18 protein-coding genes are annotated in these 21593 nt (G+C 45.6%); 10 read left to right on the top strand and 8 right to left on the bottom strand.

What is annotated here, in order from left to right; translation table 11 throughout:
* Positions 1-165 precede the first annotated feature (165 nt).
* Positions 166-852 (top strand): type 1 glutamine amidotransferase domain-containing protein, encoded by a 687-nt coding sequence (locus ACFOEE_RS11955; protein ID WP_377124513.1) that lies wholly within the window; start codon positions 166-168, stop codon positions 850-852.
* Between the two features lie 165 nt (positions 853-1017).
* The gene (locus ACFOEE_RS11950; RefSeq protein ID WP_377124511.1) at positions 1018-2472 is read left to right on the top strand and encodes an NAD-dependent succinate-semialdehyde dehydrogenase; all 1455 of its coding nucleotides are present in this window, start codon (positions 1018-1020) and stop codon (positions 2470-2472) included.
* Positions 2473-2676: 204 nt separating this feature from the next.
* On the opposite strand, the gene mnmE is transcribed toward ACFOEE_RS11950, so the two are convergent.
* The gene (mnmE, locus tag ACFOEE_RS11945) at positions 2677-4041 is read right to left on the bottom strand and encodes a tRNA uridine-5-carboxymethylaminomethyl(34) synthesis GTPase MnmE (RefSeq protein ID WP_377124509.1); all 1365 of its coding nucleotides are present in this window, start codon (positions 4039-4041) and stop codon (positions 2677-2679) included.
* Positions 4042-4430: 389 nt separating this feature from the next.
* Here mnmE and ACFOEE_RS11940 point away from each other — a divergent pair, with 389 nt between their 5' ends.
* Positions 4431-4553: a hypothetical protein gene (locus tag ACFOEE_RS11940; RefSeq protein ID WP_377124507.1), complete on the top strand. Its 123-nt coding sequence runs from the start codon at positions 4431-4433 to the stop codon at positions 4551-4553.
* 271 nt (positions 4554-4824) lie between these two features.
* On the opposite strand, the gene yidC is transcribed toward ACFOEE_RS11940, so the two are convergent.
* The 4 genes from yidC to rpmH all read right to left on the bottom strand — a co-directional run bounded on the left by yidC (position 4825) and on the right by rpmH (position 7381).
* Positions 4825-6456: a membrane protein insertase YidC gene (yidC, locus tag ACFOEE_RS11935; protein WP_377124505.1), complete on the bottom strand. Its 1632-nt coding sequence runs from the start codon at positions 6454-6456 to the stop codon at positions 4825-4827.
* Positions 6457-6464: 8 nt separating this feature from the next.
* Complete coding sequence (yidD, locus tag ACFOEE_RS11930; RefSeq protein ID WP_377124503.1) at positions 6465-6734, bottom strand: membrane protein insertion efficiency factor YidD; 270 nt, start codon at positions 6732-6734, stop codon at positions 6465-6467.
* An 89-nt stretch (positions 6735-6823) separates the two neighbouring features.
* The gene (gene rnpA / locus ACFOEE_RS11925) at positions 6824-7240 is read right to left on the bottom strand and encodes a ribonuclease P protein component (RefSeq protein ID WP_377124501.1); all 417 of its coding nucleotides are present in this window, start codon (positions 7238-7240) and stop codon (positions 6824-6826) included.
* Positions 7241-7246: 6 nt separating this feature from the next.
* Complete coding sequence (gene rpmH / locus ACFOEE_RS11920) at positions 7247-7381, bottom strand: 50S ribosomal protein L34 (protein ID WP_010376846.1); 135 nt, start codon at positions 7379-7381, stop codon at positions 7247-7249.
* A 579-nt stretch (positions 7382-7960) separates the two neighbouring features.
* Here rpmH and dnaA point away from each other — a divergent pair.
* From dnaA to ACFOEE_RS11885, 7 genes are all read left to right on the top strand, one after another.
* Positions 7961-9331: a chromosomal replication initiator protein DnaA gene (gene dnaA, locus ACFOEE_RS11915; protein WP_377124499.1), complete on the top strand. Its 1371-nt coding sequence runs from the start codon at positions 7961-7963 to the stop codon at positions 9329-9331.
* Between the two features lie 13 nt (positions 9332-9344).
* Positions 9345-10448: a DNA polymerase III subunit beta gene (gene dnaN / locus ACFOEE_RS11910; RefSeq protein ID WP_377124497.1), complete on the top strand. Its 1104-nt coding sequence runs from the start codon at positions 9345-9347 to the stop codon at positions 10446-10448.
* Between the two features lie 10 nt (positions 10449-10458).
* On the top strand, positions 10459-11553 hold the full coding sequence (recF, locus tag ACFOEE_RS11905; RefSeq protein ID WP_377124495.1) for a DNA replication/repair protein RecF: 1095 nt from the start codon (positions 10459-10461) through the stop codon (positions 11551-11553).
* A 12-nt stretch (positions 11554-11565) separates the two neighbouring features.
* Positions 11566-13992, top strand: a complete 2427-nt coding sequence (gene gyrB, locus ACFOEE_RS11900; RefSeq protein ID WP_377124493.1) for a DNA topoisomerase (ATP-hydrolyzing) subunit B — start codon at positions 11566-11568, stop codon at positions 13990-13992.
* 252 nt (positions 13993-14244) lie between these two features.
* Positions 14245-15144, top strand: coding sequence for a glycine--tRNA ligase subunit alpha (gene glyQ / locus ACFOEE_RS11895; protein ID WP_377124491.1), 900 nt, complete (start codon positions 14245-14247; stop codon positions 15142-15144).
* Positions 15145-15146: 2 nt separating this feature from the next.
* Positions 15147-17216 carry a glycine--tRNA ligase subunit beta gene (gene glyS, locus ACFOEE_RS11890; RefSeq protein ID WP_377124489.1) on the top strand — a complete coding sequence of 690 codons (2070 nt, stop codon included), beginning with the start codon at positions 15147-15149 and terminating at the stop codon, positions 17214-17216.
* Positions 17217-17260: 44 nt separating this feature from the next.
* Entirely contained in the window at positions 17261-17713 is a 453-nt protein-coding gene (locus tag ACFOEE_RS11885; protein WP_377124487.1) for a hypothetical protein, read from the top strand.
* An 86-nt stretch (positions 17714-17799) separates the two neighbouring features.
* On the opposite strand, the gene tusA is transcribed toward ACFOEE_RS11885, so the two are convergent.
* The 3 genes from tusA to fadB form a co-directional block, all read right to left on the bottom strand.
* Entirely contained in the window at positions 17800-18039 is a 240-nt protein-coding gene (gene tusA, locus ACFOEE_RS11880; protein ID WP_377124485.1) for a sulfurtransferase TusA, read from the bottom strand.
* A 142-nt stretch (positions 18040-18181) separates the two neighbouring features.
* Positions 18182-19348, bottom strand: coding sequence for an acetyl-CoA C-acyltransferase FadA (fadA, locus tag ACFOEE_RS11875; RefSeq protein WP_377124682.1), 1167 nt, complete (start codon positions 19346-19348; stop codon positions 18182-18184).
* Between the two features lie 13 nt (positions 19349-19361).
* Positions 19362-21524: a fatty acid oxidation complex subunit alpha FadB gene (gene fadB, locus ACFOEE_RS11870; protein WP_377124483.1), complete on the bottom strand. Its 2163-nt coding sequence runs from the start codon at positions 21522-21524 to the stop codon at positions 19362-19364.
* Between the last annotated feature and the right edge of the window lie 69 nt (positions 21525-21593).

The raw sequence follows: 21593 nt of genomic DNA, 5'->3' as shown, positions 1-21593 counted from the left end.
CAGATATAGCCTCATGTGTATATCTAGAATTATAGAAGTAAATTTCTGAAATATGTGGGCAGGAGTCATTATTGTTTTGCTGACAAACCAATATGGTTAGTCAAAATCCTAATATTGGCGGCAACGCTATTCTTATGTGACATTATTTGACAGAAGGATCCCAAAATGAAAGTCCTAATCGTACTCACTTCCCACGATACGCTCGGTAATACGGGCAAGCAAACGGGTTTCTGGCTTGAAGAGCTAGCCGCTCCTTATTACGTATTTAAAGATGCTGGAGCCGAGATTGTGCTGGCTTCACCGCAAGGTGGACAGCCTCCGCTTGACCCTAAAAGCAATGAACCTGCGTTTCAAACAGATGACACCCGCCGTTTCACAGCAGATGTACAAGCCAAAGCTCAACTTGCAGCAACCGTGCGCTTGGATAGCGTGGATCAAGCTGATTTTGATGCTGTGTTTTATCCCGGTGGCCACGGCCCGCTTTGGGATTTAGCTGAAGACATGCATTCAATCTCGTTGATTGAAGCCTTCCTTGCGGCGAATAAACCTATCGCGTTGGTTTGTCATGCACCTGGCGTGCTGCGTCACGTCAAAAAGCCGGATGGTCGTCCTCTAGTCGAAGGTTTACAGGTGACTGGCTTTACGAATACAGAGGAAGCCGCCGTGGAATTAACGAATGTTGTGCCTTTCTTGGTCGAAGATGAACTCAAAGCCAAAGGAGGTAACTTCTCATGTGGCGATGATTGGTCATCGTATGTGGTTGAGGATGGTTTGCTGATAACAGGTCAGAATCCTGCATCTTCGGCGCCGGTAGCAAGATTGTTGCTCAATCACTTGAATATGGTGAATTAATCGCAAGCGTCGATGTGATGACAATCCTCGAACTTATGACTGCTCAGGTGGAAGAGGGAGATTGAGTTTAGTTGCCACATGAGCCTTTCAGTAATGAGGTATGAGTTGTCGCAGAGGTTTACGCCTGAGCTGATTTTTCTCTAATTAAAAGTATAGGAGATAGTAATGCTTGAATACATACAAGCCACAGGCTGGTTGCGGGAAACCAATTACATTAATGGTCAATGGCGCGGTGCCAATGATGGCCGCAGCTTGGTTGTGGAAGACCCTGCAACGGGTAAACAGATTGGCACTATAGCCCGTTCTGGCGCTATTGAAACCCACCAGGCTATTGATGCGGCTCATGCGGCTTTTCAACACTGGTCAATGACCACTGCATTTGAGCGTGCGGAGCTGCTGCAAATGATGGCGCGACTGGTACGCGAAAACTTGGATGATCTCGCGGCTACGCTCACTCTAGAGCAAGGAAAGCCACAGGTTGAAGCTCGAGCAGAAATAACGTTGGGTGCTGATTACATCCAGTGGTTTGCAGAGGAGGCGCGACGGATAAATGGTGAAATCATTCCATCGCCTTGGCAAGGACGCCAAGTTCTGGTGACTCGTGAGCCTGTTGGAGTTGTTGCGGCGATTTCGCCGTGGAATTTTCCCTTCTTGATGCTAGCACGCAAGGTTGCTCCAGCACTGGCCGCAGGTTGTACCATAGTGGTCAAACCCGCTGAATTGACACCTTACAGCGGTTTGTTATGGGGAGTATTAGCTGAAAAAGTGGGTATCCCAGCTGGTGTTGTAAATGTCGTAACGGGTGATGCGGCAGTGATTGGTGGTGAACTGACAGCTGATGCACGCGTGCGTAAGCTGACTTTTACCGGATCCACTCGTGTTGGTAAGCTGCTCTATGGGCAATCCGCAGACACAATGAAGAAGCTCTCGTTAGAGTTGGGTGGGAATGCTCCTTTCATCGTGTTCGAGGATGCGGATATCGACGCAGCTATCGAGGGGGCGCTTGCATCAAAGTATCGTAACAGTGGGCAGACCTGCATTTGTACCAATCGCTTTTACGTACAAGACAGTATTTATGATGAATTTGCACGGCGCTTTGCTGAGCGCGTAGGGACTATCAAAGTTGGCAACGGTTTTGACCCCGATGTGCAGCAAGGTCCACTCATCAATAGTGCCGCAGTCACTAAGGTTGAAGAACACCTAGCGGATGCGATAAGCAAAGGTGGTCAGGTTCTTGTTGGTGGTAAACCTCATTCACTCGGGGCAACTTTCTTCGAGCCAACAGTGATTGCCAATGCCGCCGATAACATGTTGATAGCGCATGAAGAAACGTTTGGTCCGGTGGCTGCTTTGTTTCGCTTTAAAGAGGAGCAAGAAGCTATCGACAAAGCCAATGCGACGGAGTTTGGATTAGCCTCATATTTCTACACGCGTAATCTGTCACGCGTATTGCGCGTATCGCGTGCGTTGGAGAGTGGTATGGTTGGCGTCAATGCTGGTTTGGTCACCACGGAAGTCGCACCGTTTGGCGGTGTTAAGCAAAGTGGCCTTGGTAGCGAAGGTTCTTCTCACGGCATCGAGGAATATCTGCATCTCAAGTACATCAATTTGGGTGGCTAGAGATGGGGCGACTTATCTTCTAAGTTGGCCGATTAAGCAAGTCTAGGGCGTAACTCAGTGTGTCAGGCTATTTATGGACCAGCGTCATCTGTGATGGACTAAGGTCTCATTTTCAGCACTCATTTAATTACTTGCCACCCAATAAAACAACATTATTTTAAAATCATAATGTTGTTTTGATTTGGTGTGATACGTTTTACTCTTTTACTTCCCGATACAAAAAGACGAAAAGATCTTGCTGAGGAGGTCATCAGAAGTAAATTCTCCTGTGATCTCGTTTAGGTATTGCTGGCAGAGGCGCAGTTCTTCAGCAAGAATTTCTCCAGCTATGTGCATTTCCAGTTGATCGCGACCGATTTCAAGGTGCTCCGCAGCACGTTCTAAAGCATCTAAATGACGACGGCGTGCCATAAAGCCCCCTTCAGTGGCACCTTGGTAACCGATACAGGCCTTAAGATGTTCACGTAGGGTATCAATGCCAATTTCATCTTTAGCACTGAGTCTCAGTACTGGGTAACGGCCTTGTTGGCATAAACCAGCGACTTCATTGCTTAAATCAATTTTATTGCGAATAACCGTGAGTGCCATGGCTGGCGGCAATTGGTGGATAAACTCCGGCCAAATATGCTCCGGATCAGTCTCTGTGGTTTCTTGACCATCGAGCATAAATAGCACGTGATCTGCACCGCGGATCTCATCCCATGCCCGTTCAATCCCGATTTGCTCGACTTTGTCTGGGCTGTCTCGTAAGCCTGCGGTGTCGATAATATGCAAAGGCATACCATCGATATGGATATGTTCACGCAGTACGTCGCGGGTGGTGCCGGCAATGTCTGTGACAATGGCGGCTTCACGGCCAGCTAAGGCATTCAATAAACTTGATTTACCCGCATTGGGGCGGCCTGCAATTACCACTTTCATGCCTTCACGCATGATACTGCCTTGCTTGGCTTGTTGCCTTACTTCAGCCAGTTGAGCAATGATGGCGTTGAGATCTGCCGATACTTTGCCATCTGATAAAAAGTCGATTTCTTCATCGGGAAAATCTATCGCCGCTTCCACATACATACGTAAGTGAATGACTTGTTCCACCAGCGTGTGAATATGCTTAGAAAAGCTGCCTTGTAATGAGTGCAGGGCACTTTTGGCGGCTTGTTCACTGGTCGCATTAATAAGATCCGCAATGGCTTCGGCTTGGGTGAGATCCAATTTATCGTTTAAAAACGCACGCTCTGAGAACTCACCGGGTTTAGCAAGACGCACACCGTCTAATTGGCAAATTTCGCGCAGCAGCATATCCAGAATAACTGGGCCGCCGTGGCCTTGCAGTTCTAATACATCTTCGCCGGTAAAAGAATTGGGCCCTTGAAAGAATAAAGCAATGCCTTGATCGAGTTGCTCGCCTGTAAGGGTGTTAAATGGCAGGTACTCGGCGTAGCGAGTTTTTGGGCACTTGCCGAGAATATGTTCAGCAACTTGTTTGGCAAGTTGACCAGATACGCGGATGATACCAACGCCACCCCGACCGGGTGCGGTAGCCTGCGCTGCTATGGTGTCTTGTGCAATCATGACGACTCTTTGACTGATTGTTTAATAGGCTTAATTGTACAGCAATCAGCATTTGTCAGGTATAGTAAGCAAACAATATCTGTATCTTGGAGCGGGGTTTTGGGTTTGTCTAAGGATAAATCACACAGTGTTGTATTTTAGTCAGTTTCGCTTCGATTTAACCTCGTCGAGTTTGTATTGCAAGCCAGCTATGGTGATAAGCAACATTCGCTGATTGTCGAGCTGTTTCCGCTTGTTGCAGGTCAGTTAACCGCCCAGTTAAAGAGGCTGAAACCGTCACAACAGCCGCATGGTAGTCAACTTTATCCGAGTATGCGCGATTATTTTCGCGATGTTCAGGGATTGACTGAGCAAAGACCAAAACTTATTTTGAAGCGGCATTATTGCAAATGCCAACGCATTTACCAACTCAGCTCGAATTAGCGCAGTTGCATTGGCGGTTAGGTGATATTGATACGGTAGAGCACCTATTCAGAACCATTACACCTAGTACCTCTAACATTGCCACGTAAGCGCGTTATCATCTTTATTATGGTGAATTTTATAAAGTGCTTTGGCAAATTACCCAAGCGCTGGCGCAAGCTCAGCGAGCAATTGATGCAGCCGATTTTATATTACAGGTGGTTTATGAAGACTTGTCACAAAGTCTAAATAGGAATATTTGAGCTCGCGTTAAGCATGAACGGAATAAGAACAGGTGGTAGGTGACAGCAGGTAAAGTTAGTGCTGCACAAACAAAAACGCCTGCAGTATCGCAGGCGTTTTTTATTCGTCGGGCTTAACTTAGCCGCGTACTTTCATTCCTTGCTTTTCCATTCCACGGTAGATGTAAAGCATCTGCGCGATAGAGATAATGTTTGAAACCAACCAGTAAAGTACTAGACCAGATGGGAACCAAAGGAAGAATACTGAGAAAATCACTGGCATCCAAGTCATCATTTTTTGCTGCATTGGATCAGTCACAGTCATTGGCTGTAATTTTTGCGTCAGGAACATACTGGCACCAAATAGGATTGGTAGCACAAAGTACGGATCTTTAGATGATAAGTCAGTTAACCACAAACCAAATTCAGCATGGCGTAGTTCAGTCGATTCAAGGAATACATAGAACAAAGCTAAGAAGATTGGCATTTGCAGTAACAGAGGGAAACAGCCACCCATAGGGTTCACTTTTTCTTTGCGGTACATTTCCATCATAGCTTGACCGAATTTTTGACGGTCATCACCATAGCGCTCTTTCAATGCTTGCATCTTAGGTTGCAGCATACGCATTTTCGCCATTGAGGTGTATTGCGCTTTGGTCAAAGGGTAGAGCAGTGTTTTTACAATTAAAGTAATGGCGATAATTGCAAAGCCCCAGTTGCCAATAAAGCTATGAAGTAACTTCAGTAAGTTAAGAAGAGGCTGTGAAATAAACCATAGCCAGCCGTAGTCCACTGTCAGGTCGAGATCAGAATGGATAGCTTCAAGTGCATCGGTATCCTTCGGGCCCATATAATATTGTGCACTGAGTGTAGCTTGATCACCCGCAGCGATATTTACTGGCTCAGCTTTAATCCCAATGATGCCTTGGCCATTACGAATTGCCGAGTAAATTAAGTTGTTGGTGTTTTGCTCTGGTACCCAAGCACTCACAAAGTAGTGTTGAATAAACGCAATATAACCACCTTGGGTCGCTTTATTTAGATTCGCTTCAGCCATATCGCTGAACGAGTACTTCTCATAAGGCTCTTCGCTGGTACCATAGGTTGCCCCTAAATAAGTTTGGTCAACCATGCTGCCTTTATCTTGTACTGTACGCTTAATTTGCGTATAGAGCTGTACTTGAATTGGCTCAGCAGTCGGGTTATTGATATCGTAGTTCATCACGACATCGTAGTTACCCGGTTTGAAAGTATAGGTTTTAGTAAACGTAACCCCTTTACCATCTACATAAGTCAGCGGAACAACTAGGCTATCACCAGTAAGTGTATACTCACTCTGCGCTGATTGATAAACCGGACGACCTTCTTTGGCGGCATCTGGGCCATTTAAGCCAACCAAACCACTTTGTGAGTGGTATTGTTTGCCTTCAAATTCACCTAGTAGCAAATAAGGAATGTCGCTGCCATGCTTTTCCATATGCTTAAGTAACTTGGCTTCAACAATGTCGCCACCTTTACTGTCGATTTTAATCGCCAGTACATCGGTGGTGACAGAGATAAGCTGACGATCAGCTTGAGTTGTCACTTGTGGTGGTAAGCCAGAGGTGGATGTAGGTACATCTGCATCTGTATTACTTGACGACGCCACGGTCGTAGTCTGGGTGGCACTGGTATCAGCTATTGGCTTGTTATAGTCTTTTTGCCATTCAGTGAATAACAAAAATGACACAAGCAACAAACCGATAAATAAAAACGTGCGTTGCGATTCCATAACAGCTCTTATTTCTCGTGTTGGTGATTAGTATGCTTAGCGTTTTCAGGCACCGGATCATCGCCGCCTGGATTTAAAGGGTGACATTTTAATATGCGTTTAAGCGCTAACCAACTCCCTTTTCGCATTCCATGTAAATTAATAGCAGAAATTGCATAATGAGAGCAGGTAGGATTAAAGCGACAGTGCGGCCCCAGTAACGGACTGATAAAACGTTGATAGCCTTTAATAAAGGTAAGTGCCAGCTGTTTTGGCAGCTGACGCAAAGCGTTTAACATAGACCGACATGAGGACGATTAAAAGGTGAGCTAAGGGTAACGTAATTGGGTTAATAAAGCCATGTTAATGGCAAATCGACCTGCCTTTATTACGCTTTTTTAGCACGTGGTTTATGTGGTGTACGTGGTTTAAAGGGCGGTGGAGTATAACCAGGTTGGCAACGTTCATTTATTTTGCGCCACAACTTACCGAGTTGCTGCAAAATTTCTTCGTTGCTTTGTTCATCTATGCCTTTTTTAACCATCAATACAATATCAATGTTATCTAGCTGGTGGCGTTGTAAGCGAAAACTCTCTCGCGCTAAGCGTTTTATGCGATTACGTTGACAGGCTTTTTTAACATGTTTTTTAGCAACAGTAAGACCAAGGCGAGGTTGAGACTCTGAATTGGGTTTGGCTAATAAAGTAAAGAAAGGGGTCGCAGCACGTGCGGGTTCTTGGAAGACTCTTGAGTAGTGCGAGGGAGTTAACAAACGTAACTCCCTGCCAAAGCTAAAGCTTTTCACTAAGTATTAAGCACTTAATACTTTACGACCTTTAGCACGACGACGTGCTAATACTTTACGGCCGTTCTTAGTAGCCATACGTGCACGGAAACCGTGAGTACGCTTACGCTTTAATACGCTAGGTTGAAAAGTTCTTTTCATAACAATTCCATCCGATCGGTTGAGTTAAAACATCCTATGCAGGTCGCGATCCTGGCACAGGTGCCATTGCGAGCGCGAGATATTACTGCTGCCCCGTTTTAAAGTCAATGATAATCTACTTACCGCGCTGAAAATATCAACAGATTAGCACTGCCATAAGGCAACATGCACACCTGATCTTCGCAAGGAATGTCAAAACTGTGCTGTTTGCAGCGCGCCGATCATAAGATCAACTTGAAGATCTCGCAAGATCTATAAAGAGTAGAGTTTTCCACAGTTTGTGTCAGCAAGATGGCAAAAAGCTCTGGAAAACTCAAATTGATCGCAATTTCGGGGTGAGATCTTAAGCGCTTTGTGCTAAGATCTAGGCTCTAAATTAAAAAAATATAACTATAAATATCAATAGATTATATCAATAACTCGGTGAGATCATGGTTTTCCAAAAAGTCAATATTGAACTTGTGGATAAAGTAGCTTCATAATACTCGGCTTTCACCTCTTTTAGAACGATAAAAACAGGTTAATTCCCCATCAGATATGATGTCCGGGAATAACTAGTAATTTGACTTGGAGTACATTGTGTATCTGTCGGTTTGGCAAAGTTGTTTATACGTATTGCAAGATGAGTTGCCTGCCCAGCAATTCAATATGTGGGTAAGACCACTACAAGCAGAAAGCACCGAAGATACGCTGACCATTTATGCGCCCAACCGTTTTGTATTGGATTGGGTCCGCGAAAAATATCTCAATCGTATTAATGAACTCTTAGTAGAGATCTGTGGTAACGAAGCGCCAGAACTACGTTTTGATGTTGGCAGTAAGCCAGTATTACAACAAACCACAGCTACGCGTGCTGAGGTCGCTGTCAGTAATGAAGTAAAGCCGCAAGAAGCGCGCGAAAAAGTAGAACCGGCGCCAAAATCAGGTTTTAAAACCAATATTAAAGAAAACTACACCTTTGATAACTTTGTTGAGGGTAAGTCTAACCAATTGGCAAAAGCGGCTGCGGTACAAGTGGCAGACAATCCAGGCTCTGCATTTAACCCAGTCTTTATTTATGGTGGCACAGGCTTAGGTAAGACCCACTTATTACATGCGGTTGGTAACGGTATTTTGGCGAAAAAGCAGGATGCGAAAATTGTTTATATGCATTCTGAGCGTTTTGTACAAGATATGGTTAAGGCACTACAAAATAATGCAATTGAAGAATTCAAGCGTTTTTACCGTAGTGTGGATGCGTTGATGATTGATGACATTCAATTTTTTGCCAATAAAGAGCGTTCACAAGAAGAATTCTTTCATACCTTTAATGCTTTATTAGAAGGTAATCAGCAAATCATTTTGACTTCTGATCGTTACCCTAAAGAAATTGAAGGGGTTGAAGACAGATTGAAATCACGTTTTGGTTGGGGCTTAACCATTGCCATTGAACCACCAGAACTTGAAACTCGCGTCGCAATCTTAATGAAGAAGGCGCAGCAGAGTAATATTAATCTGCCCCATGAAGTGGCCTTTTTTATTGCCAAGAAATTACGTTCGAACGTGCGTGAATTGGAAGGGGCATTAAACCGAGTTATCGCCAATGCGAATTTTACCGGTCGACCCATTTCTATCGATTTTGTGAAAGAAGCGCTACGCGACTTGTTGGCGTTACAAGATAAATTGGTAACGATAGATAATATCCAACGTACGGTTGCGGAATATTACCGTATTCGTGTTTCGGATTTATTGTCGAAGCGTCGTAGCCGTTCAGTGGCTCGTCCACGTCAGGTGGCAATGGCTTTGTCAAAAGAGCTAACCAATCATAGTTTACCTGAAATCGGGGATGCTTTTGGTGGTCGCGATCACACCACTGTGCTACATGCTTGCCGTAAAGTGAAAGCTTTACGTGATGAAAGCCATGAAGTAAAAGAAGATTATCAAAACCTGATCAGAACGCTGTCGTCTTAAGGGCTAAACAATCATGCATATTACAATATCAAGAGAGCAATTTTTGAAGCCATTGATGCAAGTGTCTGGTGCTATCGAAAGAAAGCACACCTTGCCGATACTTGCTAACGTCTTACTTGAAGTAAAAGACGGGCAACTTTTTATGACTGGTACCGATTTAGAAATTGAATTGGTAGCAAGTGTGGTATTAGAAGAAGCGGTTGCCGACACTAAAACAACCTTACCGGCTAAAAAATTATTGGATATTTGTAAAAGTTTACCTGAAGGTTCAACGCTGACTTTAAGCAGTCAAGAGCATCAGTTACTGCTAACCAGTGGTCAAAGCCGTTTTTCTTTAACCACTTTAGCTGCGGAAGATTTTCCCAATCTTGAGTCATGGGATGGTGAAGTTGAGTTTCAATTAACGCGGTTAGAATTACGCCGCCTAATGGAAAGCACCCATTTCTCGATGGCGAATCAGGACGTCCGTTATTATCTTAATGGTATGTCTTTTGAAGTGGATAACGCGGAAATTAAAACCGTGGCCACTGATGGTCATCGTTTAGCATTAGCGCAAGCGCATTTATCAACGTCTGTGGGTACGCAGCGTCAGCTGATCATCCCGCGTAAAGGCGTGCAAGAAATTATGCGTTTGATGGTGGCTGATGAACAGTTGATCACCATTCAGTTTGGTGCCAACCATATTCGTATCTTAGACAGCGAATTTACCTTTACCAGTAAATTAGTGGATGGCCGTTTCCCCGATTATCGCCGTGTGCTACCGCGTGGTGGGGATAAGATAGTGACGGCAAACCGAGAATGGTTACGCAGTGCATTTCAACGAGTGTCGATTTTGTCGAACGAAAAATTCCGTGGCGTGCGTTTGAACCTTACTAATGGTTTATTGAAAATTAGTGCCAATAACCCTGAGCAAGAGCAAGCCGAAGAAGTGGTTGAGGTGATGTATCAAGGTGGCGATTTGGAAATTGGTTTCAATGTCTCGTACTTGTTAGATGTCCTTAACACCGTACGAACTGAAGACGTGACCTTTACCTTATCGGATACCAACAGTAGCGCACTGATTGAAGCGGCAGGTGAAGACGATGCCATGTACGTTGTTATGCCGATGCGTTTGTAGCCGCTAATGTATGAGCTTAACCCAACTTAGCCTCGCCCAGTTTCGGAATATCGAGGCTTTGTCTTTGGTGCCCAGTGAGCATGTTAATGTGATCTTGGGTGCCAATGGCAGTGGCAAATCGAGTATTCTTGAAGCCATTTATTTTCTGTCTCACGGCAAATCTTTTCGCACTACCAACAACAAGTTGATGATAAAACATCAGCAATCACAATGTATTGTACACGGCAAAAAGCAGCTTCATCATTTGTCTATACCGGTTGGGATCAGTAAAGACCAAGCGGGTGACAGTGTCATAAAAATCCAAGGTAAGATAGCGAAGCGTTTATCTGAATTGGCGCAATTATTGCCGGTTCAAGTGATCACTCCAGAGAGCTATGCGTTGTTTTTTGGCGGCCCGAAAGAGCGGCGAAAATTTCTGGATTTAGGGGTGTTCCACGTGGAACATGAATTTGTGTTGGCATGGCAGCAATTTTCCCAAGTGCTAAAACAGCGCAATGCGTTATTGAAAACGAAACCTCAGAAATATTCGGAACAGATAAAGTATTGGGATAAAGAATTTGTTAGACTGGCTATGCAAGTAAATGCATGCCGAGAAGCGTATATAAGTAGGTTTCAGGGGCTATTCTTTGATAAAATAGTGTCCTATTTGCCCTTTAATGAGGGCTTGGAAATGCGCTTTCAAACGGGCTGGAAGAAAGGGGAATCTCTCCAACTTGAGCTCGAAGCCCACTTCGAGCGGGACGCGAAACTTGGCTATACAAGTAAAGGGCCGCACAAGGCAGACCTGAGTTTTGTACTCAATGGTATGAGTGTGGAACAGGTATTGTCTCGTGGGCAACTAAAGCTATTGCTGTATGCGTTGAAAATAGCGCAGAATAGTTTGATTGAAACGCAAAGCAACAAACAGTCTATTTTACTGATAGATGATTTACCCTCCGAGCTTAGTGAGGAGACGATCGAATTAGTCGCACAGCTTTTGCAACTCTGCCAGTCGCAGTTGTTTATTACCGCGATCTCTGAGCACAGTATTAAGAAGGTAGTGGAACCCATGCAACGAGAACTGAAAATGTTCCACGTGAAACATGGCAACCTAATAACAAAATAATTGGAACAAACCATGTCTAATAATTACGATTCTTCGAGTATTAAAGTACTGAAAGGATTGGATGCAGTAAGAAAGCGTCCGGGTATGTATATCGGTGATACCGATGACGGTACAGGGTTGCATCACATGGTGTTTGAGGTCGTCGACAACTCAATCGACGAAGCCTTAGCAGGATATTGTGATGACATTTTTGTAACCATTCATACTGATGGTTCAGTATCAGTACGCGACAATGGTCGTGGTATTCCGACTGACATTCACAAAGAAGAAGGGGTATCGGCGGCGGAAGTTATCATGACGGTACTGCACGCCGGTGGTAAGTTTGACGATAACTCTTATAAAGTATCGGGTGGTTTGCACGGTGTTGGTGTGTCGGTTGTTAACGCCTTATCGGAAAAGCTCCAGCTTACCATTCGTCGTGCTGGGCAAGTGCACCAACAAAAATACACCCATGGTGTGCCAGATGCGCCACTTGCTGTAATTGGTGAAGCAGATACCACAGGCACAGAATTACGTTTTTGGCCTTCGGCATTAACTTTCTCAGATATCAATTTCCACTATGATATTTTAGCAAAGCGTCTACGTGAGTTATCTTTCCTTAACTCTGGCGTGAGCATTTTCTTATTGGATGAACGCGAAGAAAATAAACAAGACCACTTTAAATATGAAGGTGGTATTAAAGCGTTTATCGAATATTTAAACCGTAAGAAAACACCAGTTCATCAGAATGTTTTCCATTTTTCACAAGAGCGTGAAGACGGTATCAGCGTTGAAGTGTCACTGCAGTGGAATGATGGTTTCCAAGAAAACATTTACTGTTTCACTAATAACATTCCACAACGTGATGGTGGTACGCACTTAGCTGGCTTCCGAGCTGCGTTAACGCGTACACTAAACAATTATATGGAAGCGGAAGGCTTCAATAAAAAAGGTAAAAATAACACAGCTGCTACCACAGGTGATGATGCCCGTGAAGGTTTAACAGCGGTGGTGAGTGTTAAAGTACCAGACCCTAAATTCTCTTCACAAACCAAAGATAAACTGGTTTCAAGTGAAGTGAAGGCGGCGGTAGAACAAGCCATGAACGAGAAGTTCAGTGAATTCCTACTGGAAAATCCGAGTGACTCAAAAATCGTGGTAAACAAAATCATTGATGCTGCTCGTGCCCGTGAAGCTGCACGTAAAGCGCGTGAAATGACACGACGTAAAGGTGCGATGGACTTAGCTGGTTTACCAGGTAAGTTAGCCGACTGCCAAGAGCGTGACCCAGCTTTATCTGAACTTTACATAGTGGAAGGTGACTCTGCGGGCGGCTCTGCAAAACAAGGTCGTAACCGTAAGAACCAAGCGATTCTGCCGTTGAAAGGTAAAATCCTAAACGTTGAAAAAGCACGTTTCGACAAGATGTTGTCTTCGCAAGAAGTGGCGACTTTGATCACCGCGTTAGGTTGTGGTATCGGTCGTGATGAATATGATCCAGAGAAACTCCGTTATCACCGTATCATTATCATGACGGATGCGGACGTCGACGGCTCGCACATTCGTACACTGTTACTGACTTTCTTCTATCGTCAAATGCCAGAAATCATTGAGCGTGGTTATGTCTATATTGCTCAGCCTCCACTTTATAAAGTGAAAAAAGGCAAGCAAGAGCAATATATTAAAGACGATAGTGCACTAACGGAATACCTAACAACGTTGGCATTACAAGACGCGTCAATCCTGCCTGGTGAAGGTATTGCGGCGGTAACGGGTGCACAGCTTGAGAATATGGTGCGTGATTACCAATCAACGGTTAAGGTGATCGAGCGTCTAAATCGCAAATATCCATTAGATGTGATGACGCGTCTGATTTACCAACCTGCGTTGACCGAGGCGCAGTTGCAAGATCAAGCGCATGTGACAGCGTGGACTAACGCTTTAGTTGCTGATTTAGTGGATAAAGATGTGGATGCAACCATTTACTCTGCAACCGTACAGCACGATGAAGAGCGTGGTTTGTACTACCCAGTGGTGAATATTCGTCAGCACGGTGTAGATAAAGCCTACGTACTTAACTATGACTTTATCACTTCTAAAGATTATGCACGTATTACTTTAACCGGTAGTTTGATTGCCAATCTGGTTCAGGAAGAAGGTCAAGTGCAACGTGGTGATAAACTACAACCTGTGGCTAACTTCGTTGAAGCCTTGGAATGGCTAATGGCTGAGTCGAAGCGTGGCTTGTATACACAACGTTATAAAGGTCTAGGAGAGATGAACCCAGATCAGTTGTGGGAGACCACCATGGACCCAGCTGCGCGTCGTATGCTGCGCGTCACTATTGAAGATGCGATTGCTGCAGACCAATTGTTCGCTACGTTGATGGGCGACCAAGTTGAACCGCGTCGTGAGTTTATCGAGCAAAACGCGCTACGCGTAGTAAACCTTGACGTCTAAGTTCGTGACAAGATGATAAAAAAGGAGGGATAGCCCTCCTTTTTTTATGGCTTAGTGCTGATAAATCGCTTAAAACCTGATACGCCACAAGGTATACTGAGCATAATTTTCAATCATAGGAATGCGTCTTAGCTCACATTAAACGACAAGCACCGCAGGTTTTGGCCAAGCGCCGAATACCGCTTAACTGCTTGTGGTAAGTATGTTTCAGAGCTAAAGCTGACTTCCGGACCATATAAAATAAAAGCCACTATGCAAAAATACGATGTCAAAACCTTTCAAGGGTTGATCCTGGCTTTACAGGACTATTGGGCGCAGCAAGGCTGTGTCATTGCCCAGCCACTCGATATGGAAGTGGGCGCGGGGACTTTCCATCCGTTAACGTTTTTAAAATCAATTGGTCCAGAGCCAATGTCATGTGCTTATGTGCAGCCATGTCGCCGTCCAACAGACGGTCGTTACGGTGAAAACCCTAACCGTTTACAGCATTACTACCAATTCCAAGTGGTAATGAAGCCGTCGCCAGACAATATTCAAGAATTATATCTTGGCTCATTACAAGCCATGGGGATTGATACTTTAACCAACGAAATTCGTTTCGTTGAAGACAACTGGGAATCGCCAACACTGGGTGCTTGGGGTCTGGGTTGGGAAGTCTGGTTAAACGGTATGGAAGTCACGCAATTCACTTACTTCCAACAAGTAGGGGGCTTAGAGTGCTTCCCTGTAACCGGTGAAATCACTTACGGTTTAGAACGTCTCGCTATGTATATACAAGGTGTGGATAGCATCTACGACTTGGTTTGGACTGATGGTCCGCGTGGTCGAGTGACGTACGGTGACGTATTCCACCAAAACGAAGTAGAGCAGTCAGCTTACAATTTTGAACACGCTAATGTTGATGCGCTGTTTAAGCAATTTGATACCTGTGAACAAGAGAGCCAAAAGCTTATTGAGGCAGGTTTACCATTACCGGCCTATGAGCAAGTAATGAAAGCCTCACACGCATTTAACTTGTTAGATGCGCGTCATGCGATTTCAGTTACTGAGCGTCAGCGTTATATCCTGCGTGTTCGTGCGCTGTCAAAAGCCTGTGCGCAAGCATATTACGATGCGCGTGAAGCGCTAGGTTTTCCGCTTTGTAAGGACTGATCATGACAACTGAAAATTTAACTATTGAAATTGGTACAGAAGAACTACCACCAAAGGCGCTGCGTGGTTTAGCAGAAGCCTTTGCTGAAAACTTCAAAGCAGAACTGACGGGCTTAGAGTTAGGCTTTGAGACCGTATCTTGGTATGCCTCACCACGTCGTTTAGGCTTACGTGTATTGGCACTGGAAACCCAGCAGCAAGACAAGCTTGTTGAGAAACGCGGTCCCGCGGTTGCTGCGGCGTTTGACGCAGAAGGTAAGCCAACTAAAGCTGCTGAAGGTTGGGCGCGTGGTTGTGGTATTACCGTTGCTGAAGCTGAGCGCATTGCAACAGATAAAGGTGAATGGCTATTACATCGCGGTAAAGTTGCTGGGCAACAAACCATTACGCTCCTTAGCGATGCGATGAACAAAGCCTTGGCTAAGTTACCTATCCCAAAACCTATGCGTTGGGGCGCGTACAAAACGCAGTTTATTCGTCCAGTACACACAGTGGCGGCCTTATTTGGCCGCGAGATTGTGGCGGGTGAAGTGTTGGGTAAAACCATCAGTAATCAATTACAAGGTCACCGTTTCCATCATCCAGCGCGCACCACACTTGCTCATGCGGATGCGATTTTCGATACGCTTAAAGGCGTGTATGTCATTGCTGATTATGACACCCGTAAAGCACAAATCCGTGCGCAAATCGAGGCGGCAGCGCAAGCTGTCAACGCGGTAGTTGCAATGGATGAAGACTTGCTTGATGAAGTGACGTCTTTGGTTGAATGGCCAGTGACGCTGACGGCGTCATTTGAAGAGTCATTCTTGCAAGTACCTGCTGAGGCACTTATTTGCACTATGAAGGACGACCAGAAGTATTTCCCGCTGTTAGACCAACATGGCAAGTTGCTAAACAAGTTCTTGTTTGTGTCTAACATCGAAAGTAAAGACCCTAGCGTGGTGATAGCAGGTAACGAGAAAGTGGTTCGTCCACGTCTTGCTGATGCAAAGTTCTTTTTCGAAACTGATAAAAAGCACACCCTAGAAAGCCGTTTAGCATCACTTGATACGGTATTATTCCAACAGCAATTGGGTACGCTCAAAGACAAGTCTGAGCGTATTGCTGCATTGGCGGGCTTTATTGCGGAGCAACTCGGTGCGGATAAAGCTCTAGCTGAGCGCGCAGGTTTACTCAGTAAGACCGATTTGATGACCAATATGGTGATGGAATTTACTGACGTGCAGGGTGTAATGGGGATGCATTACGCACGAATCGACGGCGAAGCAGAAGAAGTGGCACTGGCACAAAACGAGCAGTACATGCCACGTTTTGCTGGAGACGCGCTGCCGTCTAACCCAATTAGTTACGCAGTTGCGTTAGCAGACAAGTTTGATAGCTTAGTGGGTATTTTTGGTATTGGTCAGGCACCGAAGGGGGACAAAGATCCATTTGCACTACGCCGTGCCGCCATCGGTGCGCTACGTATTATGGTAGAAAAGTCACTGCCACTAGATATCCTCACTATTATCAGTAAAGCGCAAAGCTTGTTTGGCGACAAATTGAGTAATGCCAATGTGGCTGATGAAGTGTTTGAATTTATGCTAGGTCGCTTCCGCGCTTGGTATCAAGATGCTGGAATTGCAGTCGATGTGATCCAAGCGGTATTGGCGCGTCGTCCTTCTTCACCAGCGGATTTTGACCGTCGCGTAAAAGCGGTAAGTCACTTCCGTAGTTTAGCTGAGGCCGAAGCACTGGCCGCGGCAAACAAACGCGTAAACAATATCCTAGCGAAGAATAACGTTAGCACTGATGCTGATGTTAACAGCGGGCTATTGCAAGAGGCGGCTGAGCAAACCTTAGCGGCGCAAGTCGCTGCGCTAACTGCTGAGCTGGCGCCAGTTTATGCAGCGGGTGATTATCAAACTGCCTTAACGCGTCTTGCAACCTTGCGTGAAGCGGTCGATACCTTCTTTGATAACGTGATGGTAATGGCAGATGATGAGGCGGTGAAAAACAACCGCTTGGCATTATTGAGCCAGCTTAGCCGGTTATTTATGAATACTGCGGATATCTCAGTACTCCAAAACTAAGCGAGGAGCGGCTTTGCCGACAGGGCAAAGCCGTTAAAAAAGCGATGAAAAATACCTTATTAATTGCATTTTTGGCGCTGTTTCTCAGTGCGTGTAGCAGCCAACTGAGTGGCATCAAAGTTCGAGACCAACAAACTACAACAACTGTGATCAGTAAAATTGATAAAGTGATGTTTGTTCGTGGCGATTTTACTTTATGGGATGCTGATCCAGTTTACCAAATGCGTGAACAGGAAGCGGGTCTATACCAAACGCGGGTAAAGTTTACTACACCGGGTAAAGTCTATGAATTTAAAATCGCCGATGCGAATTGGAGCGAAGGCTATAACTGTGGTTATGCGGTCGAGGGTAAGTTAGCGCTAAGTCTAGCGCAAGTTGCAGATTGTCGTACGGTTTACAACTACTTTAGCTTTACGCCAGAGCGCAAAGGTTGGTATATCATTCAGCTGGATTACCGCAATCCGCGTCAGCCGTTAGTATCGGTACTTAAAGGCTAACTCAAAACATAAGAAAACGAGGCAAAAGCCTCGTTTTTTATATCCAGTCCAATCTACGGACAAGTAAATCCTCAGGACAGTTGCCGTTACAGACCCTTCTTAATTAAATATCGATACGGGGCTGTGGCCGTTTCTTGGGCCACTAAAGTGTGGTCCATAAACTCACAAAAGCTCGGAATATCACGGGTGGTGGATGGGTCATCCGCTATGACTAATAATGTCTCACCATTTTGCATTTTGCGCACGGCGCTGCGGATCATCATCACGGGCTCTGGGCAGCGAAGACCAAGGGCATCTAAAGTGTGATCGGGATTTTCAAAACTCATAGTCCGCTCTAAGTGTGCTGGTTAAAGGCGGTATTCTAACCTGACTCTAATGACAAGAAAACCTTGTTGGTAGTAAAGAAAAAAGGGCAAAGTACATGAAGTACTTTGCCCTTGGTCACCAAGTTGATTGGAAGAGCGCGGCTTATTCGACGCGCTCAAATACTGTTGCAATACCTTGACCTAACCCGATACACATAGTCGCTAAGCCATACTTAGCGTCTTTGGCTTCCATCAAGTTAATCAAAGTTGTGCTAATCCGTGAGCCTGAGCAACCTAAAGGATGGCCAAGTGCGATGGCGCCACCATTAAGGTTTACTTTTTGGTCAGCTACGTCTAGCAAACCTAAGTCTTTTAATACTGGTAAAGACTGCGCTGCGAAGGCTTCGTTGAGCTCAGCTACATCAATATCTGCAATGGTGAGGCCCGCTGCTTTTAACGCTTTTTGCGTCGCAGGCACTGGACCGTAACCCATAATAGACGGGTCACAACCCGCAACTGCCATGGCTTTGATGCGAGCACGAATTGGTAAACCTAGTTCTTTGGCTTTGCTTTCGCTCATTACTAATATAGCTGATGCACCGTCAGACAAGGCTGATGAAGTACCTGCTGTCACTGTACCAGTCGCTGGATTAAATACTGGGCGTAGCTGTGCTAAACCTTCAAGGCTGGTTTCTGGGCGGATCACTTCATCGTCTTCAACGAGGATCAGTGCGCCGTCATCATCGTGGCCTTCAGTGGCAAGGATTTCAGCTTTAAAGCGACCTTCTACAGTTGCCGCGTGAGCGCGTTGATGGGAACGGACTGCAAACGCATCTTGCTGCTCTCGGCTAATACCGTGGAGGGTGGCTAGATACTCAGCAGTCAAACCCATTACACCAGCTGCTTGTGCAACCGAGGTTGCCAAACCTGGATGGAAATCAACACCGTGCGTCATCGGCACGTGACCCATGTGCTCAACACCGCCAATGATGTAAGTATCACCAGCGCCAGTCATAATCGCGCGTGCTGCATCATGCAGCGCTTGCATTGATGAGCCGCATAGACGGTTTACCGTAACGGCTGGCACTGAATGCGGAATACCTGCCAACAACGCGGCGTTACGTGCAACGTTAAAGCCTTGTTCTAAGGTTTGTTGCACACAGCCCCAATAAATGTCGTCAATGCTAGCTGGGTCAACTTGCGGATTACGGGTTAACAAGCCTTTCATCAAATGTGCGCTTAAGTCTTCAGCACGGCGGTGTCTAAATACACCGGCTTTTGAGCGACCCATAGGGGTACGAATACAATCTACGATCACCGCGTGGTTCATGACGTGAGACATGTTATAGGCCCTCCACTTTATAGAACACTTTACCTTCAGCTGCCCATTGGCGAGTTTGCTCAGACACCTGATAGATGGCGCCTAAGTGCGCATATTTATCAGCCATCGCGACAAAGTTTGCCAGACCAATTTGGTCAAGGTAACGGAATGCGCCGCCACGGAACGGAGGGAAACCGATACCGTAAATCAATGCCATATCGGCTTCTTGCGGCGACGCCACTATGCCTTCTTGTAAGCACAGTAGCACTTCGTTGATCATCGGCACCATACAACGTTCGATAATAGTTTGTTTATCAAACTGAGTCGGCGCTGCGCAAATGCTGCTTAACAAGCTAATCGCGTCTGCATCTTTGGCTTTTTTCAAGCGGCCTTTACGGTCCGGCTCATATTGATAAAAGCCCAATTTGTTTTTCTGACCAAAGCGGCCTGCATTGGCAAGCACAGCAACTGGGTCTTTGTCTTGACGCGCCATCCGAGTTGGGAAGCCATCTGCCATTACGCCAGTGCAATGGTTTGCGGTATCAATACCTACTACGTCTAGGAGGTAAGCAGGACCCATCGGCCAGCCAAATACGCCTTCCATTACTTTGTCGATAGCGGCAAAATCTGCGCCTTCCACAACAAGCTGGCTAAAGCCCGCAAAGTAAGGGAATAACACGCGGTTAACGAAGAAACCAGGACAATCATTCACCACGATAGGTGATTTACCGAGTTGAACGGCGTAATCGACCACGACATTAATGGTTGCATCTGAGGTTTTTTCACCACGAATGATCTCGACCAATGGCATTTTTGGCACTGGGTTAAAGAAGTGCATACCGCAGAAATGTTCTGGGTGTTTTAGCGCTTGCGCTAATTCATCGATACGAATAGTTGAGGTATTTGAAGTTAAAATGGTGCCAGTAGGTAGCTGAGCTTCTAGGCTAGCCAACACTTTTTGTTTGACTTGTGGGTTTTCCACTACCGCTTCAACTATGATATCAACGCCTTCAAGGTCACGGTCGTTTAGGGTTGGCTGGATCTTGCCAAGCGTCGCGACCATCTTGTCGAGCTTCAAATGACCACGTTCAACCTTCTTACCTAAGATCTTGGCTGCTTCACCCATACCTAGCTCAAGCGCCTGAGGTTGGATGTCTTTCATTACAATCGGAATACCTTTATAAGCCGATTGGTAAGCAATGCCGCCACCCATAATACCGGCGCCGAGTACTGCTGCGCGTTTAATGGGTTTGTCGTTGGCTTTGGCGTGTTTCTTAGCAACACCTTTAATGTGTTGATCTGCTAGGAAAATACCGGTTTGTGCTGCGGCTTCTGGAGTTTTTGCCAGTTTTGCAAAGTTAGCATTTTCAATCGCCATGGCTTCTGCGCGGGTGCAGTTTGCTGCGGCTTTAACGGTTTTAACCGCCATCATAGGTGCAGGATAGTGACCTTTAGTTTGGCCAAATACCATGCCTTCTGCCATCGCAAAACACATCCCTTGCTCAACTTTATTGAGTTTTAAAGGTGATAATTTCACTGCACGTTTGGCGCGCCAATCAAGCTTGCCAGCAATGGCTTGCTCAAGCAATTTAATGCTGGCAGCAAGGAGTTTGTCTTGGCTGACTACGGCATCCACTGCACCTACTTTTAGTGCATCTGCAGCGCGGTTTTCTTGGCCTGTCGCAATCCAAGTTAGAGCATTGTCTGGGCCAATGATACGTGGCAAACGTACGGTGCCACCAAACCCTGGCATGATCCCCAGTTTTACTTCAGGTAAACCGATTTTAGCGCTTTCAGAAGCAACCCGGTAATCTGTAGCTAGTAACCACTCACACCCACCACCTAGCGCCATACCATTGATGGCAGACACAGTAGGGAAAGGTAAATCTTCGATGGCATCGAAGACATCAGTGGCGTTTTTGATCCAGCCCACAAGCTCTTGCTCAGGTAACTGGAAAGTAGGTAAAAATTCGAAAATGTCGGCACCGATGATGAAATGATCTTTATCACTGGTGAACACCATAGCGTGAATATCATCACGCTTGGCAAGTTCCGCTAAGGCTTTGCCGCAATCTTGCAAAGTTTGCTGAGATAATTTGTTTACCGAGCCCGGCATACAAAATTTAAACTCTGCGATGTTGTCTTTGTAAAAGTCGACTACAAAGGACTCGCTTTGGTATAGCATGCTTTTGTCTCCCTCGTGTGCTCACTGGTACGATGAGTTGTAATTTCACCCAGTGTCGCTGCTTTAAAA

The sequence above is a fragment of the Pseudoalteromonas fenneropenaei genome, assembly GCF_042643375.1.
Lineage (GTDB): Bacteria > Pseudomonadota > Gammaproteobacteria > Enterobacterales > Alteromonadaceae > Pseudoalteromonas > Pseudoalteromonas fenneropenaei.
The sequence above is the reverse complement of the archived record's forward strand: the minus strand, read 5'-3'. Positions and strand labels throughout refer to the sequence as shown.